Consider the following 18,307-nt stretch of genomic DNA (forward strand, 5'->3'; position numbering starts at 1 on the left):
CGAAAGGGGGATCGCCGGCGAGGTGAGCTTAGCCGGACGGGGGCGCGGGGGCAAGCGGGTGCCCCGCGTGGAACAGCGCACCGGCCCGCTCCACGCGCTCCAGTGCGGAGGCGCAGGAAAGCAACTCCCGCGCCGTATGTCCCTGCACGGGATGCCGCCACTCCGGCGCGATCTCCACCAGCGGATGGAGCACGAATCCGCGCAGGTGCATGCGCGGATGCGGCAGGATGAGGGCGGGCGTGTCCATCACCACTTCCCCGTACGCGAGCAGGTCCAGGTCCAGCGTGCGCGGCGCGTTTGCGAAGGTGCGCTCCCGCCCCAGCGCCGCCTCCACCGCCTGCAACTGCGCCAGCACCGCCTCGGGGGCGAGCACCGTACGCGCGGCGAGCACCAGGTTGTGAAAGTCCGGCTGGTCGCGGTGCCCCACCGGCTCCGTGCGGTACAGCGAGGAGATCCGGTGGATGGCGATCGTCCGCGCCAGCATCTGCACGGCCTCGCGAAGCTGCCCCACCGGGTCGCCCAGGTTGGCCCCCGCGCCGATCAGGATCTCCGCTTCTTCCGCCATCGCATCTCCAAGGTCAACAATCGATCGTACGATCCTGGCCCGGACGGCTCGGCGCGTCAACTCCGGCACGGTGCGCGGGCCGGTTTCTACGGCAACACCGTTTCACGCGGAGGCCGCGGGGGTTCGCGGGGGTCGCGGGGAACAGCAACAGATGGACATCACACAGAGTTAACAGAGTCAACAGAGAGGACTGAAACAAAGAACGAAATGGGAGGAAGGTCCCGCCTTCATCCATCCGCCCGTTCTTTCTTTTAACTCTGTTGACTCTGTGTGAGGCCATGTCGTTGAATCCGTTGATGTTTGTGCGATCGCGCCTGTCTTTCGCTTTTCCCCCGCGACCTCCGCGAACCCCCGCGGCCTCCGCGTGAAACGGTGTTGCCGTAAAAGCTCGCAAAAAAAAGCGCCCCCTCTCGCGAGGGGGCGCCTTTCGTTCATCCATCCACCAGCCCTGAATCAGTACCCGGGGTTCTGGGTCAGCTCGGGGTTGGCGTCCAGGTCGCCCTGCGGAAGCGGGAAGTACAGGCGGAAATCCGCGCGGTACTGGTCACGCACCAGGGTGCCGATCTCCGGAAGCGCGTCGCGGAAGCGGCGCAGGTCAAAGAACCGGTAGCCCTCGCCCACGAACTCGCGGCGGCGCTCCTGCAGGTTGGCGCGCAGCACCTGCTGCGCGCTCACCACCGCCTCGGCGTCCAGCGGAGCCAGCCCGGCGCGCTCGCGAACCGCGTCGATGTCGGCACGCGCCTGCGCCAGGTTGCCGTCCAGCCGGGCCTCGGCCTCCGAACGGATCAGGTACATTTCCGCAAGCCGCAGCATGACGTAGTTGTCGTCGCCGTTGCTGATGCGGAAGTACTTGCCGATGAACTGCGAGCCGTTCAGGAACGTCACCAGGTAGCGCGAGTCCAGCTCCCGGTCTTCCACGGCGTCGCCGTAGATGGAGCGCAGCGACTGCGAAGCCACGAAGCTGCCGCGGCCGCCCTCGGTGTCCGGAAGGAACCACCCCGCGAACGGGCCCGGATCGTTCACCGTGTACTGCAGCTCGAAGATCGACTCGTCGCTGTTCTTTTCGTTCCAGATGTCGCCGTAGTCCACCAGCTCGTAATCGCCCGAGCCGATGACCTGCGACGCAAAGGTGCGGGCGTCCGCCCAGTCGCGGGCGTACAGGTTCACGCGCGCCAGCAGCGCGGTGGCCGAGCCCCAGGTGGCCCGCCCGCGGCGGCTGGGACTGTTGTTGAGCAGCAGGCGCTGCGCCTCGCGCAGGTCCGTCTCCACCAGCGCGTACGTCTGCGCCTCGGTGGAGCGCGGAACGTTGTTGCCGGCGCTCACCGCCAGGGTGGGCTCCGTCACCAGCGGCACGCCGCCGAAGAACTCGGCCAGCACGAAGTACAGATGCGCGCGCACGTAGAGCGCCTCGCCGCGGTACTGCGCGGCCTCGTCCTCGTCCAGCCCGTCCACGCCGTCCAGCGCGGCCAGCACGTTGTTCGCGCGGTTGATGCCCACGTACGCGCCTTCCCAGATGTCGCGCACGCCGGTGTTGGTGGACCGGATGGTCTTGATCGACACCTCTTCATCGGAGGTGTACGTGTCCTGGAATCCGAAGTTGTCGGAGTACAGGTCCGGAAACACCAGCAGGTTGCGGTCAAGGTCGCCGACGGAGTACGCGTCGTACATGCCGTTTACCGCGACACGCACCTCTTCCGGGGTGTCGAGCGCCTCGCCCGAAGGGATCGAAGCGGTGGGATTCGTGTCCAGCGGGTTGTCGCACGCGGCCAGCGCCGCGGCCGCGAACAGCCCGAGGGAGATCTTTCTGATTCTCATTCCACTCTCTCCCATTCTCACAGGCCCAGGTCGAAGCCGACCGAGATCGTGCGCGCCTGCGGAAGCGTGTAGAAGTCGTAGCCGCGCGTAACGCTGTTGTCACCCGCGTAGTTCACCTCGGGGTCGAAGCCCGAGTAGTTGGTCCACGTCACCAGGTTCTGCGCCTGCACGTAGATGCGCGCGCGGCTGGTGCCGGCCCGGCGAGCCAGGGCGTCCGGCAGGCGGTAGCCCACCACGACGTTCTTGATGCGCGCGTACGAACCGTCCTCGACGAAGCGGCTGCTGTTCTGGCCGTTGCCGTTGGGGTCGTTGATGGTCAGGCGCGGCTGGCGGCCGTCCGGGTTCTCGGCCGAGTACGCGTCCAGCACGCGGGTGGACAGGTTGTCGCCCGAGCCGCCGGGGCTGTCGGTGTACTGGCGCACGCCGTTGAACACGCGGTTGCCGCGGCTGAACGACAGGAACACGGTGGCGTCGATGCCGCCAAAGGTCAGCGTGTTGGTGAAGCCGCCCTGGAAGTCCGGCCACGGCGAGCCCACGTCGGTGCGGTCGTCGTCGTTGATGATGCCGTCCGGGCGCCCCGTCAGCTTGCCGTCGGCGTCGCGGCCGTTGACGTCGCGGAAGCGCACGTCGCCCAGCTCGGTGCCGTCGCTCTGGTAGGCGTGCAGCCCCTCGGCAAGGCACTGCTGGCCGCTGGGGTCGCGGCAGATCTCGGACTCGTCGCGGAACAGGTCATCGGCGCGCAGGGCGTAGAAGTAGCCCAGCGGCTTGCCTTCCTCGATGCGCACGAAGCTGCCGATGGCCTGGCCGCCGTACAGCTTGGTGACCTCGTTGCGGTTGTGCGAAACGTTCAGCTCCGACGTCCAGTTGAACGCGCCGGGGCGCGCCCCGCGAACGATCTGCGCACGCGCGGCCAGCTCTACGCCGGTGTTGCGGATGGCGCCGATGTTCTCGGTGATGTTGGCGAAGCCGGTGCTGAACGGAACCGGACGGGCCAGCAGCAGGTCGGTGGTGCTCTTGCGGTACCAGTCCAGGCTCAGGCCCAGGCGGTCCTCGAAGAAGGCGATGTCGCCGCCCAGGTTGAGCTGCGTGGTTTTTTCCCAGCTCAGGTCCGGGTTGCCCAGCTGCGACGGGCCGATGCCGGCCTGGTCGTCGTACGCGTAGCCGCCGTTGAACAGCGCCAGCGACGCGAAGTTGCCCAGCCCTTCCTGGTTGCCCGTCAGGCCGTAGCTGGCGCGCAGCGCCAGGTCGCTGATGGTGTTCTGGCGCTCCAGCAGTTCATCGCCAAAGCGGTACAGCACCGCCGCCGAGGGGAAGATGCCCCACTGGTTGTTGGCGCCGAAGCGCGACGAAGCGTCGGCGCGGGCGTTCAGTGTGGCGGTCAGGCGGTCGTTGTAGGTGTCGGACAGGCGGCCGAACACCGACGTCATTCCGTACTCCGTAACCCCGTTGCCGCCGGCCGAGATGACCGAGGCCGAGTTCAGGAAGCGGAACGCGCTGGTGGGGAAGCCGGAGCCCTGCACGGAGCTGCTCTCGGTGTCGTTGTCTTCGTAGCTGGTGCCCACCAGGCCGGTGAAGGCGTGGCGCTCGCCGAAGTCGCGGGCGTAGTTCAGGGTGCCCTCGAACAGCACCTTGCTGGCGGTGGTGTTGGCCGACACGCTGCTGCCGCCCGAACCGCTGCCCGGGGGCAGAAGCGGGCTGTAGTACAGGTAGGAATTCAGCGCGTACTGGTCCAGGCCGGCCGTCACGCGCGCGGTGAGCCCGTCGGCCAGCGTGTAGTTGGCGAACGCGTTGCCGATCACGTGGAAGTTGCGCTCTTCCACCTGGTGCTGGCGGAGCGCCACCGGGTTGGTGTAGAAGAAGCCCTCGTTGAACTGCCCGTTGGCCAGGCGCACCGGCTCGATGGGCGCGGAGGCGATGGCGTTGGGGAACGGGGCGTAGATGTTGTTGTCCGACGCGGCGCGGTCCATGACCGAGCGGGTCAGCGCCACGCTGGTGCCCACGTTCAGGCGCGAGCTGGCGGTGAAGTCCAGGTTCAGGCGGCCGTTCAGGCGGTCGTACGCCTGCGGCTTCACGATGCCGTTCTGCTGGAACATGGTGCCGCTCACGAAGTAGCGGGACCGCTCCGTGCCGCCGGCGATGGAGGCCGAGGTCTGCGAGATGGGCGCGGTGCCCAGGACTTCGTCCAGCCAGTTGGTGTCCACCGACGGGTCGATCTCGTAGCCGTAGAGGTCGAACAGGGTGGGCGCGCCGTAGTACTCGTCCAGGCCGTCGTTGACCCACGCCGTGTTGTACGCGTTCACGTACTGCTCGGCGTTGGTGAAGCCGGGGCGGCGCCAGGCTTCCTGCACGCCGTAGTAGGCGTTGACGTTGATTTCGGGGCGCTCGCCGGCGCGGCCGCGCTTGGTGGTGATGAGCACCACGCCGTTGGAGGCGCGCGAGCCGTAGATGGCGGCGGCCGACGCGTCCTTGAGCACCTCGATGGAGGCGATTTCGTTGGGGTTCAGGTCCGACAGCGCGTCGGTGCCCTGGCCGCCCAGGAAGTCCTCATCGAAAGGCGAGAAGTCGCCCTGCAGCAGCGGCACGCCGTCCACCACGTACAGCGGCTGGTTGCCGGCGGAGATGGAGGAGGCGCCGCGGACGCGCACGCTGATGGCCGAACCGGGCGTGCCCGAGTTCTGCTCCACCTGCACGCCGGCCACGCGGCCCTGCAGCACCTCGGCCACCGTGGGGGTGGGCAGGTCCTGCGTCACTTCCGGGCGGATGGAGGCCACCGCGCCGGTGGTGTTGCGGCGCTCCGTCTGGCCGTAGCCGATGACGACGATCTCGTCCAGGCCCAGCACGTCCGTCGACAGCGTAAAGGAAACTTCCATGGGCTCGGCGCCCACGGTTACGGTGCGGTTCTGGGCCCCGTAGCCGAGGCGGGTGGCGCGCAGCGTACGCGCGCCGGCCGGAATGTTGTTGAGGGCAAAGCGGCCCTCCTGATTGGTGACGACGGTCTGGGTTCCCCCGACCACGCTCACCGTGACACCCTGGAGCGGGTTGTTCGAGCCCTGCTCGACCACCCGGCCCCGGATGCTTCCCGCCTGCGCGGACGCCGCGGCCGGCGCAAGCGCCAGCGCGAGGGCCGCAACCAGCAGCACACGAAGTTTAGTCATCCTGCCATTCTCCTGGTTTTTACGCGCGCCTCCAAGTAGGCCCGCGAAACTCCATGACCCACACCTGCCCTGCCCGCGTTCCCCGCCCCCGCGCCGGGGCCGTGAACGCCCGATCTCCTCCTCTTTCACTGTCGTGAAAGGCGCGACACCGCGCACCGCCCGGAGGGGGCGGCACGCCTGTCCCGGCGGCCAGTCCGCACGGGGCAGTGTGCAAGGACACACGGGACGCCCGAAGTGTTAGACGCGCGAGCGGGACGAAGCTTGACATGCTCCCGCTTGCGCCGGGCCGCCCCGCCGCCCCACCATCCCCGGATGACGGGGACGACAGATGCGGCCCGGGGCTGTCGCCGGGCCGCACACGATGGGGTCGCTTTCGAGGTGCGAGGAGTGTAACCGCCGATGTTGCGCAACGCAAGACACCGCCGCGATTTGCAAGCGCATGTTCCCGTTTCCGGACGCGAACCATGACGCCCGTCTTTACCTTTCAGACCACGCACCACGCGCTCTGGGCCGAGGAAGTGGCGGCCGCGCACGGCGTGCCGGTGGAGGTCATTCCCGCCCCGCCCGCGGCGCGCGCCCGGTGCAGCCTGGCGCTGGAAACGCTGCCGGAGGAAGTGGAGCCTCTTGCCGCGCTGCTGGACACGGAGGGCGTGCCCCATGCCCTCTTCACCCCCGTCCACTGACCCCCTCCCGCGGCCGCTCCGTCCCGCTCCCTTCCGCCCCCCCGGCCAGAAGCACCGGCCGCCGGGCTCCGGCCCCTCCCGCCCCATCACCCCTGATCCGTCTCCCTCGATCCGTCTCCCCTCGATCCGTCTCCCCTCGATCAGTTCCTCCGCGACCTCCGCGTGAGGGCAGTTGCCACGACCGGCGAAGACGAACAGAGCGGCGTTCCGCGATGAAAGCCGCCCGCACCTCATCCGCAGAACCCGCCGTCAATCGAGAGAACACCCGTCGATCAGTCCGCAGCTTCATCGCGCGGCGCTGATGGGGAGGAGGAACGAGAAACGGCGGGAGGACGGGGATTGCTCCCCATCCTCCCGCCGTCATTCTTTTCATCCTCCATGTGACCCGAAGCCGACCCGGGCGGTCAGGTTCGCTCCGAGGCCCAGGCGCCGGCCGCGAACGGGCCGTCGTTCTCGAAGTCGTCCCCGGACGCAGCCCTGGGAGGACGCGCGGCCGCCGACCCCGCCGCGGCGCCTCCCCACGCGTGAAAGAGGTCGTCCATCCAGTCGTAGATCCCCGTGAGCGCCTCCTGCTGGCGCCGCATTCCCGCCTTGCGCAGCTCCGCCGGGAGGGTGAGCGCGTCGCGGATGCGCAGTGCGCACCCTTCGGGATCGTACGGATTGATGTGCGTGGCCTCCGTCATTTCCTCCGCCGCGCCGGCAAAGAGGGAAAGAAGAAGGACGCCGTTGCCATCGATCTGGCTGGCCACGTACTCCTTGGCCACCAGGTTCATGCCGTCCTGCAGCGAGCTGATCATGCACACGTCGGCCGTGCGGTACAGGATCGCGAGACGGTCCACCGGCAGCGACTGCTTGATCAGGTGAATGGGGCGCCAGTCGCCGGTGCCGAAGCGCTCGTTGATCTCGCGCACCTGGTTGTCCACCTTCTGCGAAAGGTCGTCGTACGCCTCGATGTCGCTGCGGCTGGGCACCGCCACCTGGATGAAGGTGAAGCGCTCGCGGTACTCCGGGTACCGGTCCCACAGGAACTCCAGTGCCTTGAACTTCTCCGGCAGCCCCTTGCTGTAGTCCATGCGGTCCACGCCGATGCCGATGGCGCCACCCTTGGGCGCGTAGCGCTGGCGGATGCGCTGCATCTGCTCCTCCACCCCGTCGGCCTGCGCCGCCTGCCGGAACTGGTCGATGTCGATGCTGATGGGAAACGCGCCCACCTGGCAGGTGTGGCCGTCCAGCGTGGCGGTGCGCGCCTCCCAGTCCACCTCGGCGCCGGCCAGCCGCTTGGCGCAGCGCAGGAAGTTGTCGGCGAAGATGGGGAGGTGAAAGCCCATCAGGTCGTTGGCCAGCATGCCGCGCAGCAGGTACCCCGCCTGCGGCGCCAGGCGAAAGATGTCGATGGGCGGAAACGGAATGTGCCAGAAGTGCGCGAGCGTCAGGTCAGGCCGGCGGGCGCGCACCAGCAGCGGCGCCAGCGCCAGGTGGTAGTCCTGAAACCAGATGGCCGCGTCCTTTCCCTGCACCTCTTCCAGCACCGCGTCGGCAAAGCGCCGGTTCACGCGGCGGTAGCGCTCCCAGTAGCGGGAGCGCACGCGGGTAAGGTCGGGGCGCAGGTGGCACAGCGGCCACAGAAACTGGTTGCTGAACCCCAGGTAGTAGCGGTGGATGTCGTGGTGCGTGAGCCACACCCGGCGCAGGGTGTAGCTGGGGTTCTCGGGCGGCACCTGCACGCGGTGGTGGCTGTCCACCGCCGCGGCGTCGGCCTCGCCGGAGCCCCAGGCCACCCACATGCCGCCCAGCGCCTGCAGCAGCGGGTCCAGCGCCGAGGTCAGCCCGCCGGCGGGGCGGCGCACTTCCATCTCGCCCACTTCCTGCGACCACTTGTGCTCGTACGGCTCGCGGTTGGAAACCACCACGAACCGCCGGTCGGGAAACATCTCGCGAAACAGCGGGCCCAGGTCCTTGGGATCGGTCGGCATTCAGGGTCTGGCGCGGTGACTGGGGTCGGGTCCGCCGGAGGTGCCCGGCGGGGGAATGCCGTTCCGGGCGGCTACAGCCGGAAGCGGGAGCGGGCCATGCGTCCGGCCGCGCCGCGGGTGGCGGCGCGCTCCGGCCGCCCCTGGGCCGCGGGGGCGCGGATTCCGCGGGCGCGGCGCACGGCGGCGGAGTGCGCCCCGGCGTCGCCGCGCGGCCGCAGCACCAGCCCCACGCCGGCGCCGAACGCCACGCCCAGGGCAAAGCCGCCCAGGATGTTCAACCGCCGCGACTGCTCTTCGTAATGCATGGGTGACGAGGAAGGAGTTGAGCGTGCGCCGCCGGGCGGCAACGCGCGTGCCATCCGGGTACGGGACACGACTTTGCCCGCGCGGGCCGGGCAGGCTTGCCACGCCCCCGCATGGGGGTATAATTATCGTCTGGCCCGCGAAGCGCCACGGCACGCGGACAGCGGGCTGCAAACTGGACAGGAGGCACCTTCGGATGGCGGATTCCAGCAAGACGGTCCTGCTCGTGGAAGACAACGAGGATAATCGGACCGTCTACCGCACGATCCTCGAGCATTTCGGCTACCAGGTCATCGAGGCACGCAACGGCGAGGACGGCGTGCGCATGGCGCGCCAGGACCATCCGGACCTGATCCTGATGGACATCAGCATTCCCCTGATCGACGGGTGGGAGGCCACGCGCATTCTCAAGGGCGATGCGGCCACGTCGCAGATTCCCATCATCGCGCTGACGGCGCACGCGCTGGCCACGGACCGCGCCAAGGCGCAGGAAGTGGGCTGCGACGGCTACCTGGCCAAGCCGTGCGAACCCCGGCGCGTGGTGGCCGAGGTGGAGAAGTTCATCGGCTCCGGGCGGGAGGCCACGGCTTGACGGCTGCACCCGAGGCGCCTGAAGGCGGCGCCATGCGCATTCTGGTGGTGGACGACGTGGAGGACAACGTCGAGATCCTGAACGCCCGCCTTTCGTCGCGCGGGTATCAGGTCATCACCGCCATGAACGGCCCGCAGGCGCTGGAGCGCGTGGACGAGCAGCCGCCGCACCTGATTCTGCTGGACGTGATGATGCCCGGCATGGACGGCCACGAGGTCGCCCGCCGCATCAAGGCCAACGGGGCGCTCCCCTTCATTCCCATCATCCTGGTGACCGCGCTGACGGAAACCGAGGACGTGGTGCAGGGGCTGGAGTCGGGCGCCGACGACTACATCAGCAAGCCGTACAACTTCAACGAGCTTGAGGCGCGCATGCGCGCCATGCTCCGCGTGAAGCGCCTTCAGGACGAGCTGGACCTGAAGAACCGCGAGCTGGAAGACGCCAACATCCGGCTCAAGAAGCTGTCCATCACCGACGGCCTCACGGAGCTCTTCAACCACCGCCACGTGCACGAACTGCTGCACGACGAGTTCGAGCGCGCGCGGCGCACCGAAGAGCCGCTGGCGGTGGCCATGATCGACCTGGACAAGTTCAAGTCGGTCAACGACACGCACGGCCACCCCACGGGCGACGTCATCCTGTACGAGACGGCGCGCATCCTTCGCGAAACGGCGAGGGAGATCGACATGGTGGGGCGGTACGGCGGCGAGGAGTTCATCGTCATCCTTCCCAACACGGACGAGGAAGAGGCCGCGAAGTTCGCCGAGCGCGTGCGCGCCGCGGTGGAGGAGCACGTGTACCGCGACGGGCCGGTCATCGTTCGCATGACCACGTCGTGCGGCGTGGCCGCGGCGGCCGGTGGCGTGGCTTCGAGTCCCGAGGAGCTGCTGAAGCTGGCCGACGAGGCTCTGTACCAGGCCAAGCACGGCGGCCGCAACCGCGTGGTGCGCGCCACGCAGTCCGGCGACGTGCAGGCCGAGTCCGAAGCGGCCGCCGCCCCGCCTGCATGAACACCGCCCCGCCGCAGGCGGCCGCCCGGGCCGCCGAACTGCGCGAAACGCTGGAGCGGGCCAACCACCAGTACTACGTCCTGGACGCGCCCTCGCTCCAGGACGCGGAATACGACCGCCTCTTCCGCGAGCTTCGCGAGCTTGAGGCGGCGCATCCCGAACTGCGCACGCCGGATTCCCCCACCGGCCGCGTGGGCGCCGAGCCCGCCAGCCGCCTGGAAAAGACGGTGCACCTGGCGCCCATGCTGTCGCTGGACAACGCCTTTGACGAGGCGGAGCTGGCCGCGTGGGAAACGCGCAACGCCCGCATCGTGGACGAGGTGTGCACGGCGGGGTACGTGGCCGAGCCCAAGATCGACGGGCTGGCCATTGCCCTGACGTACGAGGACGGCGTCCTTGTCCGCGGGGCCACGCGCGGCAACGGCACGGTGGGCGAAGACGTCACCCGGAACCTGCGCACCATCCGCGAAATCCCCCTGCGCCTGCGCACGGACGGCCCGCCCGCGCCCGCGCGGATGGAGGTGCGCGGCGAGGTGTACATGCCGCACTCCGGCTTCGAGGCGCTCAACCGGCGCCGCGCGGCCGACGGGCAGGCCACCTTTGCCAACCCCCGCAACGCCGCCGCCGGCAGCCTTCGCCAGCTGGACCCCGCCATCACCGCCGGGCGCCCGCTGCGCTTCTTTGCGTACGCCGTGCAGATGGACGGGCGCGAGTCTCCGCCCTTCGCCACGCAGTGGGAGCTGCTGGAGGCGCTGCGCGCGTGGGGCCAGCCGGTGAACCCGCTCGCCCGCCCCTGCGCGGGGATGGACGAGGTGACCGCCTTCGTGCGCGAGTTCGAGGGCAACCGCGCGCACCTGGACTACGAGGTGGACGGCGCGGTGGTCAAGGTGAACCCGCTGCGCCTGCAGGACGAACTGGGGATCGTCGGCCAGCGGGACCCGCGTTGGGCGATCGCGTACAAGTACGCGCCGGACCTCGTCGTCACCACGCTGAAGTCCATCGAACTGAACGTGGGGCGGACGGGCGCGCTGAACCCGTACGCCGTGCTGGAGCCGGTCGAAGTCGGCGGCGTGGTGGTGAAGCTGGCGACGCTGCACAACGAGGACGACATCCGCCGCAAGGACATCCGCGCGGGCGAAAAGGTCCTCGTAAAGCGTGCGGGCGAGGTCATCCCGCAGGTCGTGGGGCCCGTGCTGGAGGAGGGGCAGGAGCGCGCGGCGGAGTTCACCATGCCGTCCGAGTGCCCCGCGTGCGGCACGCCGGTGGAGCGGCCGGAGGGCGAGGCGCTTCTCTACTGCCCCAACAGCGCCTGCCCGGCGCGCATCTACTGGGGCGTCGTGCACTTCGTCTCCCGGTCCGCCATGGACATCCGCGGGCTGGGCGAGCGCACCGTGCAGACGCTCCTCGATCGCAAGCTGGTGGAAGACGTGGGCGATCTGTATCGCCTGACGCTGGACGACCTGCTTTCGCTGGACGGGTTCAAGGAGAAGTCCGCGCAGAACCTGCTGGCCGGGCTGGAGGAGTCCAAGCAGCGCGGGCTGGGGCGCGTCCTCTTTGGCCTGGGCGTGCGCCACGTGGGCGAGACGGGCGCCATGCTGCTGGCCCGCGCTTTCGGCTCGATGGACCGGCTGATGGCGCCGGAAACCACGGCGGAGCAGTACGCCACCGTGCACGGCGTCGGCAAGACGATGGCGGAGGCGCTGCGGGCCTGGTTTGACCAGGAGCGCAACGTGCAGACCGTCCGCAAGCTGGCCGATGCCGGCGTGGTGATGACGGAAGAAGCCGCGGAGCCGGTGCAGGGCGCGTTCAGCGGCCGCAGCTTCGTGGTGACCGGCACCCTGCCGACCATGACGCGCGGCGACGCGGGCGCGTTCATCGAGAGCCATGGCGGTCGCGTGGCCGGCAGCGTCACCAAGAAGACCGATTACCTGGTCGTGGGCGAGGACGCGGGCTCCAAGCTGGCCAAGGCAAAGGAGCTGGGCGTTCCGCAGCTGACCGAGGCGGAGCTGATGGACCTTCCCGCCGCGCTCGCCACGGCGGCGGCCGAAGCGGCGGTCGCGGCGGCCGAAGCCGAGGCCAACGCCGAAGCCGAGTCCCTCCTCCCGGCGGAACCGGCGAAGTCGAAGAAGGCGGCCAAATCGCCGAAACCGAAGAAGGCGGCCAAGTCGGCTGACTCTGTCGGCGCGGCTGACTCGACCGGCTCGGCTGAGGCGGCCGGGCCGGGCGAACTGATCGAACCGGCCGGATCGGATCAGCCGGCGCAATCCGAATCCGCCGAATCCGAATCCGCCGAATCCGGCACCGCCTCGGCGGACGCGCCGCCCATCGACCCCGCCCCCGTGGATGCCGAGTCCGCGGACGGAATCCCCGAACTGGACCACCCATGAACACGATCGCCGCGCCCGCGCGCTTTCTGCAGGTACCCGCCTCGCTGCTGGCCTCGGTGCGCACCGCCGTCGTGGGCGACCGCGAGCCCATGGAGGCGGTCACCGTGCTTCGCCAGTTGGGCTACGAGCTGGGCGAGGAGGTGTACGGCGCGCTGCAGGAGCGCGTGCAGCGCGACTTTGCCGGTGTGTCGTGGGCGCACCTTGACCCGGCGGAGTTCTGGCGCGCGGCGGCCAGCTTCTTCAGCGACCGCGGCTGGGGGACGCTGGAGTTCCGCGATCTGCACCCGGCCGTGGGCGCGCTTGAACTGGCGGGATGGGTGGAAGCGGAAGCCGGCGGCGGCCCGCGCGGCAGCCACCTGTCCACGGGACTCTTCACCGCGCTGCTGGAGCGGCTGGCGGGCGGCGGCATGGCGGTGATGGAGGTTCCGTCCGGCACGGCGGACCGCACGCGCCTCCTGTTCGGCCGCGGCGACGTGCTGGGGCAGGTGTACGAGGGAATCCGCACCGGACAGCCGGTGGAAGCGGCCCTCGCCGCGCTCTGATCGTCGGCCAAGCGAGTGACGACGGCCCGCGCCCCACGGCGCGGGCCGTTTCTCTTTCCGCCGCCAACGTGTACCTTCCCCGTTCACGCGCGGGTTGCGGCGGCGCCGCTTCCCGATCGCGCGGTTCCTCTCCATACGAAACCGAATGTCCCGCATCATCGCCCTGGACTATGGCGAACGCCGCATCGGCGTGGCGCTCAGCGACCCCACGCGCACCATCGCGTCGCCGCTGACCACGCTGCAGCGCCGTGCCGGCAAGCGTCCGCCCTGGCCGGAGATCGGCGCGCTGATCGCTGAGCAGGAGGTGACGGAGGCGGTCATCGGCCTGCCGCTGCCGCTGTCGGGGTTCGAGAACGAGTGGGTGGCGGAGGTGCGCGCGTTCGGCGCGGAACTGGAGCGGCGCACGGGACTTCCGGTGCACTGGATGGATGAACGGATGTCGTCCGTCCAGGCGGAACGGGCGGTGCGCGGCTCCGGGCTGCGCAAGGGACAGCGGGAGGAAAAGGGGCGGGTGGATGCGGCCGCGGCGGCCGTCATCCTCACCACGTACCTGGCGCTGCGGCGCAACCAGCAGATCAACGAGGCGGGGGCGGAAGAATGAAACGCGGCGGACGGATGTGGATGGTCGCGGCGGTGCTGTCGCTGGCGGCCTGCGGCGGTGGGGCGGGCGAAGGCACCCCGGTGCGCTTCACCGTGGCGCGCGGGAGCGGCCTTTCGGCGCTGGCGGACACGCTGGCGCATCGCGATGTGATCAACTCGCCCACGGTCTTCAAGCTGTACGCGCGGATGAAGGGCTCCGCGCCCAGGCTGCAGCCGGGGATCTACGAGATGAAGCCCGGGGCATCGTACGCGCTGATCCTGGACCGCATCACCCGCGGCGACGTCATCAAGACGCGCATCGTGATCCCGGAAGGATGGGAGCTTCGGCGGATGGCACCGCGCCTGGCCCAGGCCACGGGGATGAACGCGGACACCGTGCTCGCCCGGCTGATGGATCCGGCGATGGCGGCAAAGTACAACGTCCCCGGACCCACGCTGGAGGGATACCTGTATCCCGCCACCTTCGTGCTCCCCGCCGGCTCGTCGCTTGACCAGGTGCTGCGGCAGATGACGGCCCGCTACCGCCAGGTGTGGACGCCGGCGCTCCGCCAGCGCGCGCAGGCCGCGGGAATGAGCGAGCGCGAAGTCGTGACGCTCGCCTCCATCGTCGAGAAGGAGGCCAAGACCTGGTCCGAGCGCCCGACGATCGCCCGCGTGTACCTGAACCGCCTCAAGAAGGGGATGCGGCTGGAGGCGGACCCCACGGTGCAGTACGCCCTGGGCGAGCACCAGAAGCGACTGCTGCTCAAGCACATCCGCGAGGTGGCGGACGATCCGTACAACACGTACCGCAACGCGGGGCTGCCGCCGGGCCCCATCGCGTCGCCCAGCGCGGGCGCGATTGAGGCCGTGCTGAATGCGCCGGAGCACGACTACCTGTTCTTTGTCGCCCGCCCCAACGGGACGCACGTCTTTACCAGGAACTTCGCCGAACACCGCCGCGCGGTGGCCGCCGCCCGCGTCGAGACACGCGCCGCCCGCCCCCCCGCGCCGCGATGACGAACGGGCTCGCGGAACGGCTGCGGCTGATCGTCGTCACCGACCCGGAGTGCGGCGGGCGTCCGCTGATGGACGTCGTACGAGCGGCGCTCCAGGGCGGCGCGCCGGCCATTCAGCTGCGCATCAAGGACGGCGATGCGCGGCCGATGGCGGACCAGGCGCGTGCGCTGCTGGCGGAGACGCGGCGGGCGGGCGCGCTGCTGTTCATCAACGATCGCGTGGATGTCGCGCTCGCGGTGGGTGCGGAGGGCGCGCACGTGGGCCAGAGCGACCTCGCCGCGACGGATGTGCGGCGCATCTCTCCCCCCGGCTTCCTGATCGGCGTCTCGGCGGAATCGGCGGAACTGGCCCTCGCCGCGCAGGCGGACGGCGCGGACTACGTGGGCGTGGGTCCGGTTTACGCCACCGGGAGCAAGGCGGACGCGGGCCCGCCAGTCGGCACGGAGCGGATCGGCGCGATCGCGGCCGCGGTGCGCATCCCCGTCGTCGGCATCGGCGGGATCACGGTGGAGAACGCACTTCCCGTCACCCGCGCCGGAGCCGCGGGCGTAGCGGTCATCAGCGCCGTGATGCAGGCGAATGATCCCGAAGCCGCCACGCGCGCGCTACTGCGCCGCTGAGCGTCAGGAAAGCTGTCGAGGACGGAAAGGCCGGAGCCGCAATCCGCGGCTCCGGCCTTTCCGTGAGTCGAACAATGGCGGATGATACGACAAGACCGAAGGTTCGGCGCATCGGAGGCGGACGATGAGATCCATCTGCCCATGCAGTTGAAGCCCCGAACCGGACGCGCCAGCGGCCGGTGTCGGGGGTTCCCGCTGTTGGAGCGGCGGATTCATTCGCTCAGGGATGCAGGCGCTCCGCACCAATCCCGTCGACGGAACCGCTGCCCTGCTGATCTTCAAGCGGGGAGAGTTCCAATCGGTTCGGGAGGGTTCCGCCTTTGTTGCGCTCTGCAAGCGGAATTTGATGACTGACAAAGGCCGGAGCCGCGATGCGCGGCTCCGGCCTTTTCGTATCAACCGACCTCTGACTACCAGGTCAGATCACGCCCCTCGAGATCGTACTTGGTGAGCATGCGGTGGATCGTCTTGCGGTCGATGCCCGCCGTGCGCGCCGCCTGCGAGATGTTGCCGTTGTGCCGCTTGAGCAGATCGCGCAGGTACTCCTTTTCAAAGTGCGTGATCGCGTCGTTCTTGGCGTCGTGAAACGGCAGATCCGCGGAGTACGACGCCACGGGCCGCGCGCTGGTGGGCACGGCCGAAAGCTCCTCGGGCATGTCCTCGGGATGAATCTCCTGATCCGGCAGGCAGAGCGAGACGATTCGCTCCATCAGGTTCTGCAGCTCGCGCACGTTGCCGGGCCAGGCGTAATCCACCATCAGCCGCATGGCGTCCGGCGCGAACCGCAGGTTGCCGCGGTCGTACTCCTGCGCGTAGCGGCGGAGAAAGTGCTGGGCCAGCGCGGGGATGTCCTCGCGGCGCTGGCGCAGCGGCGGAAGCTTCACGGGGACGACGTTCAGCCGGTACAGGAGGTCCTGCCGCAGCACGCCGTCGCGCACCGCCTGCTCCGGATCGCGGTTGGTGGCGCTGATCCAGCGCACGTCGATGGGAATCTCCACCTCGCCGCCCACCCGCCGGATGCGGCGCTCCTGGATGACGCGGAGAAGCTTGGCCTGCAGGTCCATGCTCATCTCCGACACCTCGTCCATGAAGAAGCTGCCCCCGCCCGCCACCTCCAGCAGCCCGCGCTTCAGGTTGTCGGCGCCGGTGAACGCGCCCTTCTCGTGCCCGAACAGCTCCGATTCCAGCAGATGGTCGGGGAGCGCGGCGCAGTTGATGGCCATGAACGCGCGCCCGTTTCGCCGGCTGTTGGCGTGAAGCGCACGGGCGATGAGCTCTTTTCCCGTCCCGGACTCGCCGGAGATGAAGACATTCGCATCCGTCGGCGCCACCCGCGACACCACCGAGAACACCTTCTGGATGCTCTCGCTGGTGCCGATGATGTTCTCGAAGCTGTAATGCTTCTTCAGCTGGTCGCGCAGATGGGCGTTGTCGCGCACCAGCTGCACCTGCGTCCCCGCCCGCCCGATGAGGATGCGCAATTGCGTGGCGGTGAACGGCTTGGGGATATAGTCGTACGCGCCGGCCCGGATCGCCTCCACGCTGCTGTCCACCGTGGCGAAGCCGGTGATCATCACCACCAGCGTTTCCGGCGCCATCTTCTTTACTTCCTTGAGCAGCGCCAGCCCGTCGATGTCGGGCAGGTTCAGGTCGGTAAGCAGAATGTCCGGGCGATGGCGGCGAACGGTCTCAAGCGCGTTGCGGCCGCGGTGCTCGGTGAGGATGTGGTATCCCTCGCTGGACAGGATCTGACCGCAGCTCTTGACCAGCAACTCCTCATCATCGCAGATCAGAACGCTGATCGGCGAGTCGGGCTGTGCGTCGTTGCTCATGAGATTGCTCAAGAGGAGCGGGCGGAAGCGGCCCCGGAAGGTCAAACAGCATCAGTGGGCGAGGGCCAATCTATGTTCCACAGGCGAGTGGGGCAACTGTGCCGCATTGGGGCGCCATTCTCCTCCCGCCACGAGACGCACGCGAGCGCATTTTGAGAGCGGGAATAACGCGCGGAAACGTGAAGGATGGCATCGCCGCCCTGCCCCCCAAGTCTCCCTCCGAGACGACACCCGACCGTGCTCCCTCAAAGTTTCCGGCGCACAAAGACGGCCTTGCTGGCCGCGCGCTCCTACGCACGAGCGAACGGTTGACAGTAGGGCGCCCGGCCTAGCCCGCTCCCACGCCCGTTCTCGCGCGGAAAGCAGATCCTACGTCGGCGCCCAGCTCCGGGCTGGCGGAGAGTACGGCCGGCGCCGCCTCAGGATGACGCTGTGGGGCGCCCGACGAGAACGATGGTGCTCTCGAAAGGTGCGCGAGCGTGCACGAGGTCCGCGGCCGCAGTCCGCGGAGGCGGACTTCGCGTGTTTCGAGGCGCGGTTTCAACCGCCGGACTGATCTCCGCCCCGCCGACGCTGTTGCTTGAATGTGGCGTCTGCGTCCATGTGCGCAACGGCTGCGGACCACGTGCCGGTTCGTGTGCACCACGCATGCACCGCCCGGGACGCTCCGGACGCACCACTTTCGTACTCTCGCACTAACGCACTCACGCACACCGCACTCACGCACTTCGTGTGGTACAAACGCAGAAACGCCCGCCCCGAGCGTGAAGCTCGAGACGGGCGGTTCTGAAGATAAGGCCGGCGGCGCCGTACTCTCCCACCGGGTGGCCCCGGCAGTACCATCCGCGCAGCGGGTTTTCACTTCCGAGTTCGGGATGGGATCGGGTGGATCCCCCGCGCCATAGCCACCGGCCAAAGTGGTCCGGGTCGGGTTGGGTTAGCGAGTTGTCTTTGCGTTTTCACATCAGCACCCGGGCAAAGCACCCGTGTGTGACGGTTCATGTTGGTGGACCAGTCAGAAAAGACCGGTCAAGCTTCACGGGCCCTTAGTACGGCTCGGCTTTAGCGCTCACACGCCCTGCACCTGCCGCCTATCAACGTGGTGGTCTCCCACGGCCCTTCAGGGGAGTCAAGCTCCCAGGAAGATTCATCTCTGGAGGGGCTTCCCACTTAGATGCGTTCAGCGGTTATCCCTTCCCAACGTAGCTACCCGGCACTGCCGCTGGCGCGA

General features: G+C 68.9%; 13 protein-coding genes, 2 rRNA genes and 1 pseudogene. 8 read left to right on the top strand and 8 right to left on the bottom strand.

Translation table 11 applies throughout. The features are described from left to right. Window positions 1–28 precede the first annotated feature (28 nt). The 3 genes from folK to HNQ61_RS16025 form a co-directional block, all read right to left on the bottom strand. Window positions 29–565 carry a 2-amino-4-hydroxy-6-hydroxymethyldihydropteridine diphosphokinase gene (gene folK, locus HNQ61_RS16015; RefSeq protein WP_170034867.1) on the bottom strand — a complete coding sequence of 179 codons (537 nt, stop codon included), beginning with the start codon at window positions 563–565 and terminating at the stop codon, window positions 29–31. Window positions 566–1,018: 453 nt separating this feature from the next. Further along, the gene (locus HNQ61_RS16020) at window positions 1,019–2,380 is read right to left on the bottom strand and encodes a RagB/SusD family nutrient uptake outer membrane protein (RefSeq protein ID WP_170034866.1); all 1,362 of its coding nucleotides are present in this window, start codon (window positions 2,378–2,380) and stop codon (window positions 1,019–1,021) included. Window positions 2,381–2,397: 17 nt separating this feature from the next. Further along, the gene (locus tag HNQ61_RS16025; RefSeq protein ID WP_170034865.1) at window positions 2,398–5,535 is read right to left on the bottom strand and encodes a SusC/RagA family TonB-linked outer membrane protein; all 3,138 of its coding nucleotides are present in this window, start codon (window positions 5,533–5,535) and stop codon (window positions 2,398–2,400) included. Between the two features lie 464 nt (window positions 5,536–5,999). On the opposite strand from HNQ61_RS16025, the gene HNQ61_RS16030 reads away from it, so the two are divergent. Next, a complete protein-coding gene (locus HNQ61_RS16030) occupies window positions 6,000–6,218 on the top strand; it encodes a putative Se/S carrier protein (protein ID WP_170034864.1) in 219 nt (72 codons plus the stop codon). 404 nt (window positions 6,219–6,622) lie between these two features. Here the strand turns inward: HNQ61_RS16030 and HNQ61_RS16035 are convergent, their stop codons facing one another. Together HNQ61_RS16035 and HNQ61_RS16040 are read right to left on the bottom strand one after the other, a co-directional pair. Next, entirely contained in the window at window positions 6,623–8,191 is a 1,569-nt protein-coding gene (locus HNQ61_RS16035) for an alpha,alpha-trehalose-phosphate synthase (UDP-forming) (protein ID WP_170034863.1), read from the bottom strand. 71 nt (window positions 8,192–8,262) lie between these two features. Then, window positions 8,263–8,496 carry a hypothetical protein gene (locus tag HNQ61_RS16040; RefSeq protein ID WP_170034862.1) on the bottom strand — a complete coding sequence of 78 codons (234 nt, stop codon included), beginning with the start codon at window positions 8,494–8,496 and terminating at the stop codon, window positions 8,263–8,265. 194 nt (window positions 8,497–8,690) lie between these two features. Between HNQ61_RS16040 and HNQ61_RS16045 the strand changes: the two genes are divergently transcribed. The 7 genes and pseudogenes from HNQ61_RS16045 to thiE all read left to right on the top strand — a co-directional run bounded on the left by HNQ61_RS16045 (window position 8,691) and on the right by thiE (window position 15,244). After that, window positions 8,691–9,086, top strand: coding sequence for a response regulator (locus tag HNQ61_RS16045; protein WP_170034861.1), 396 nt, complete (start codon window positions 8,691–8,693; stop codon window positions 9,084–9,086). Then, the gene (locus HNQ61_RS16050; RefSeq protein WP_170034860.1) at window positions 9,083–10,096 is read left to right on the top strand and encodes a diguanylate cyclase; all 1,014 of its coding nucleotides are present in this window, start codon (window positions 9,083–9,085) and stop codon (window positions 10,094–10,096) included. The genes HNQ61_RS16045 and HNQ61_RS16050 overlap by 4 nt, the downstream gene beginning before the upstream one ends. After that, window positions 10,093–12,198 (top strand): annotated as a pseudogene (ligA, locus tag HNQ61_RS16055) (NAD-dependent DNA ligase LigA); the annotation flags it as partial. The gene HNQ61_RS16050 and the pseudogene ligA, both read left to right, overlap by 4 nt. 281 nt (window positions 12,199–12,479) lie before the next feature. Then, window positions 12,480–13,025: a hypothetical protein gene (locus HNQ61_RS16060; protein WP_170034858.1), complete on the top strand. Its 546-nt coding sequence runs from the start codon at window positions 12,480–12,482 to the stop codon at window positions 13,023–13,025. Between the two features lie 145 nt (window positions 13,026–13,170). Next, entirely contained in the window at window positions 13,171–13,626 is a 456-nt protein-coding gene (ruvX, locus tag HNQ61_RS16065; RefSeq protein ID WP_170034857.1) for a Holliday junction resolvase RuvX, read from the top strand. Next, entirely contained in the window at window positions 13,623–14,624 is a 1,002-nt protein-coding gene (mltG, locus tag HNQ61_RS16070) for an endolytic transglycosylase MltG (protein ID WP_170034856.1), read from the top strand. Before ruvX ends, mltG begins: the two co-directional genes overlap by 4 nt. Further along, the gene (gene thiE / locus HNQ61_RS16075; protein WP_170034855.1) at window positions 14,621–15,244 is read left to right on the top strand and encodes a thiamine phosphate synthase; all 624 of its coding nucleotides are present in this window, start codon (window positions 14,621–14,623) and stop codon (window positions 15,242–15,244) included. The genes mltG and thiE overlap by 4 nt, the downstream gene beginning before the upstream one ends. Window positions 15,245–15,654: 410 nt before the next feature. Here the strand turns inward: thiE and HNQ61_RS16080 are convergent, their stop codons facing one another. The 3 genes from HNQ61_RS16080 to HNQ61_RS16090 all read right to left on the bottom strand — a co-directional run. After that, entirely contained in the window at window positions 15,655–17,076 is a 1,422-nt protein-coding gene (locus tag HNQ61_RS16080; protein ID WP_170034854.1) for a sigma-54-dependent transcriptional regulator, read from the bottom strand. A 796-nt stretch (window positions 17,077–17,872) separates the two neighbouring features. Continuing rightward, window positions 17,873–17,989: ribosomal RNA gene (gene rrf / locus HNQ61_RS16085) — 5S ribosomal RNA — on the bottom strand. 112 nt (window positions 17,990–18,101) lie between these two features. Continuing rightward, window positions 18,102–18,307, bottom strand: a 23S ribosomal RNA gene (locus HNQ61_RS16090); the annotation flags it as partial.

Source organism: Longimicrobium terrae (genome assembly GCF_014202995.1).
In the GTDB taxonomy this organism is placed as follows: domain Bacteria; phylum Gemmatimonadota; class Gemmatimonadetes; order Longimicrobiales; family Longimicrobiaceae; genus Longimicrobium; species Longimicrobium terrae.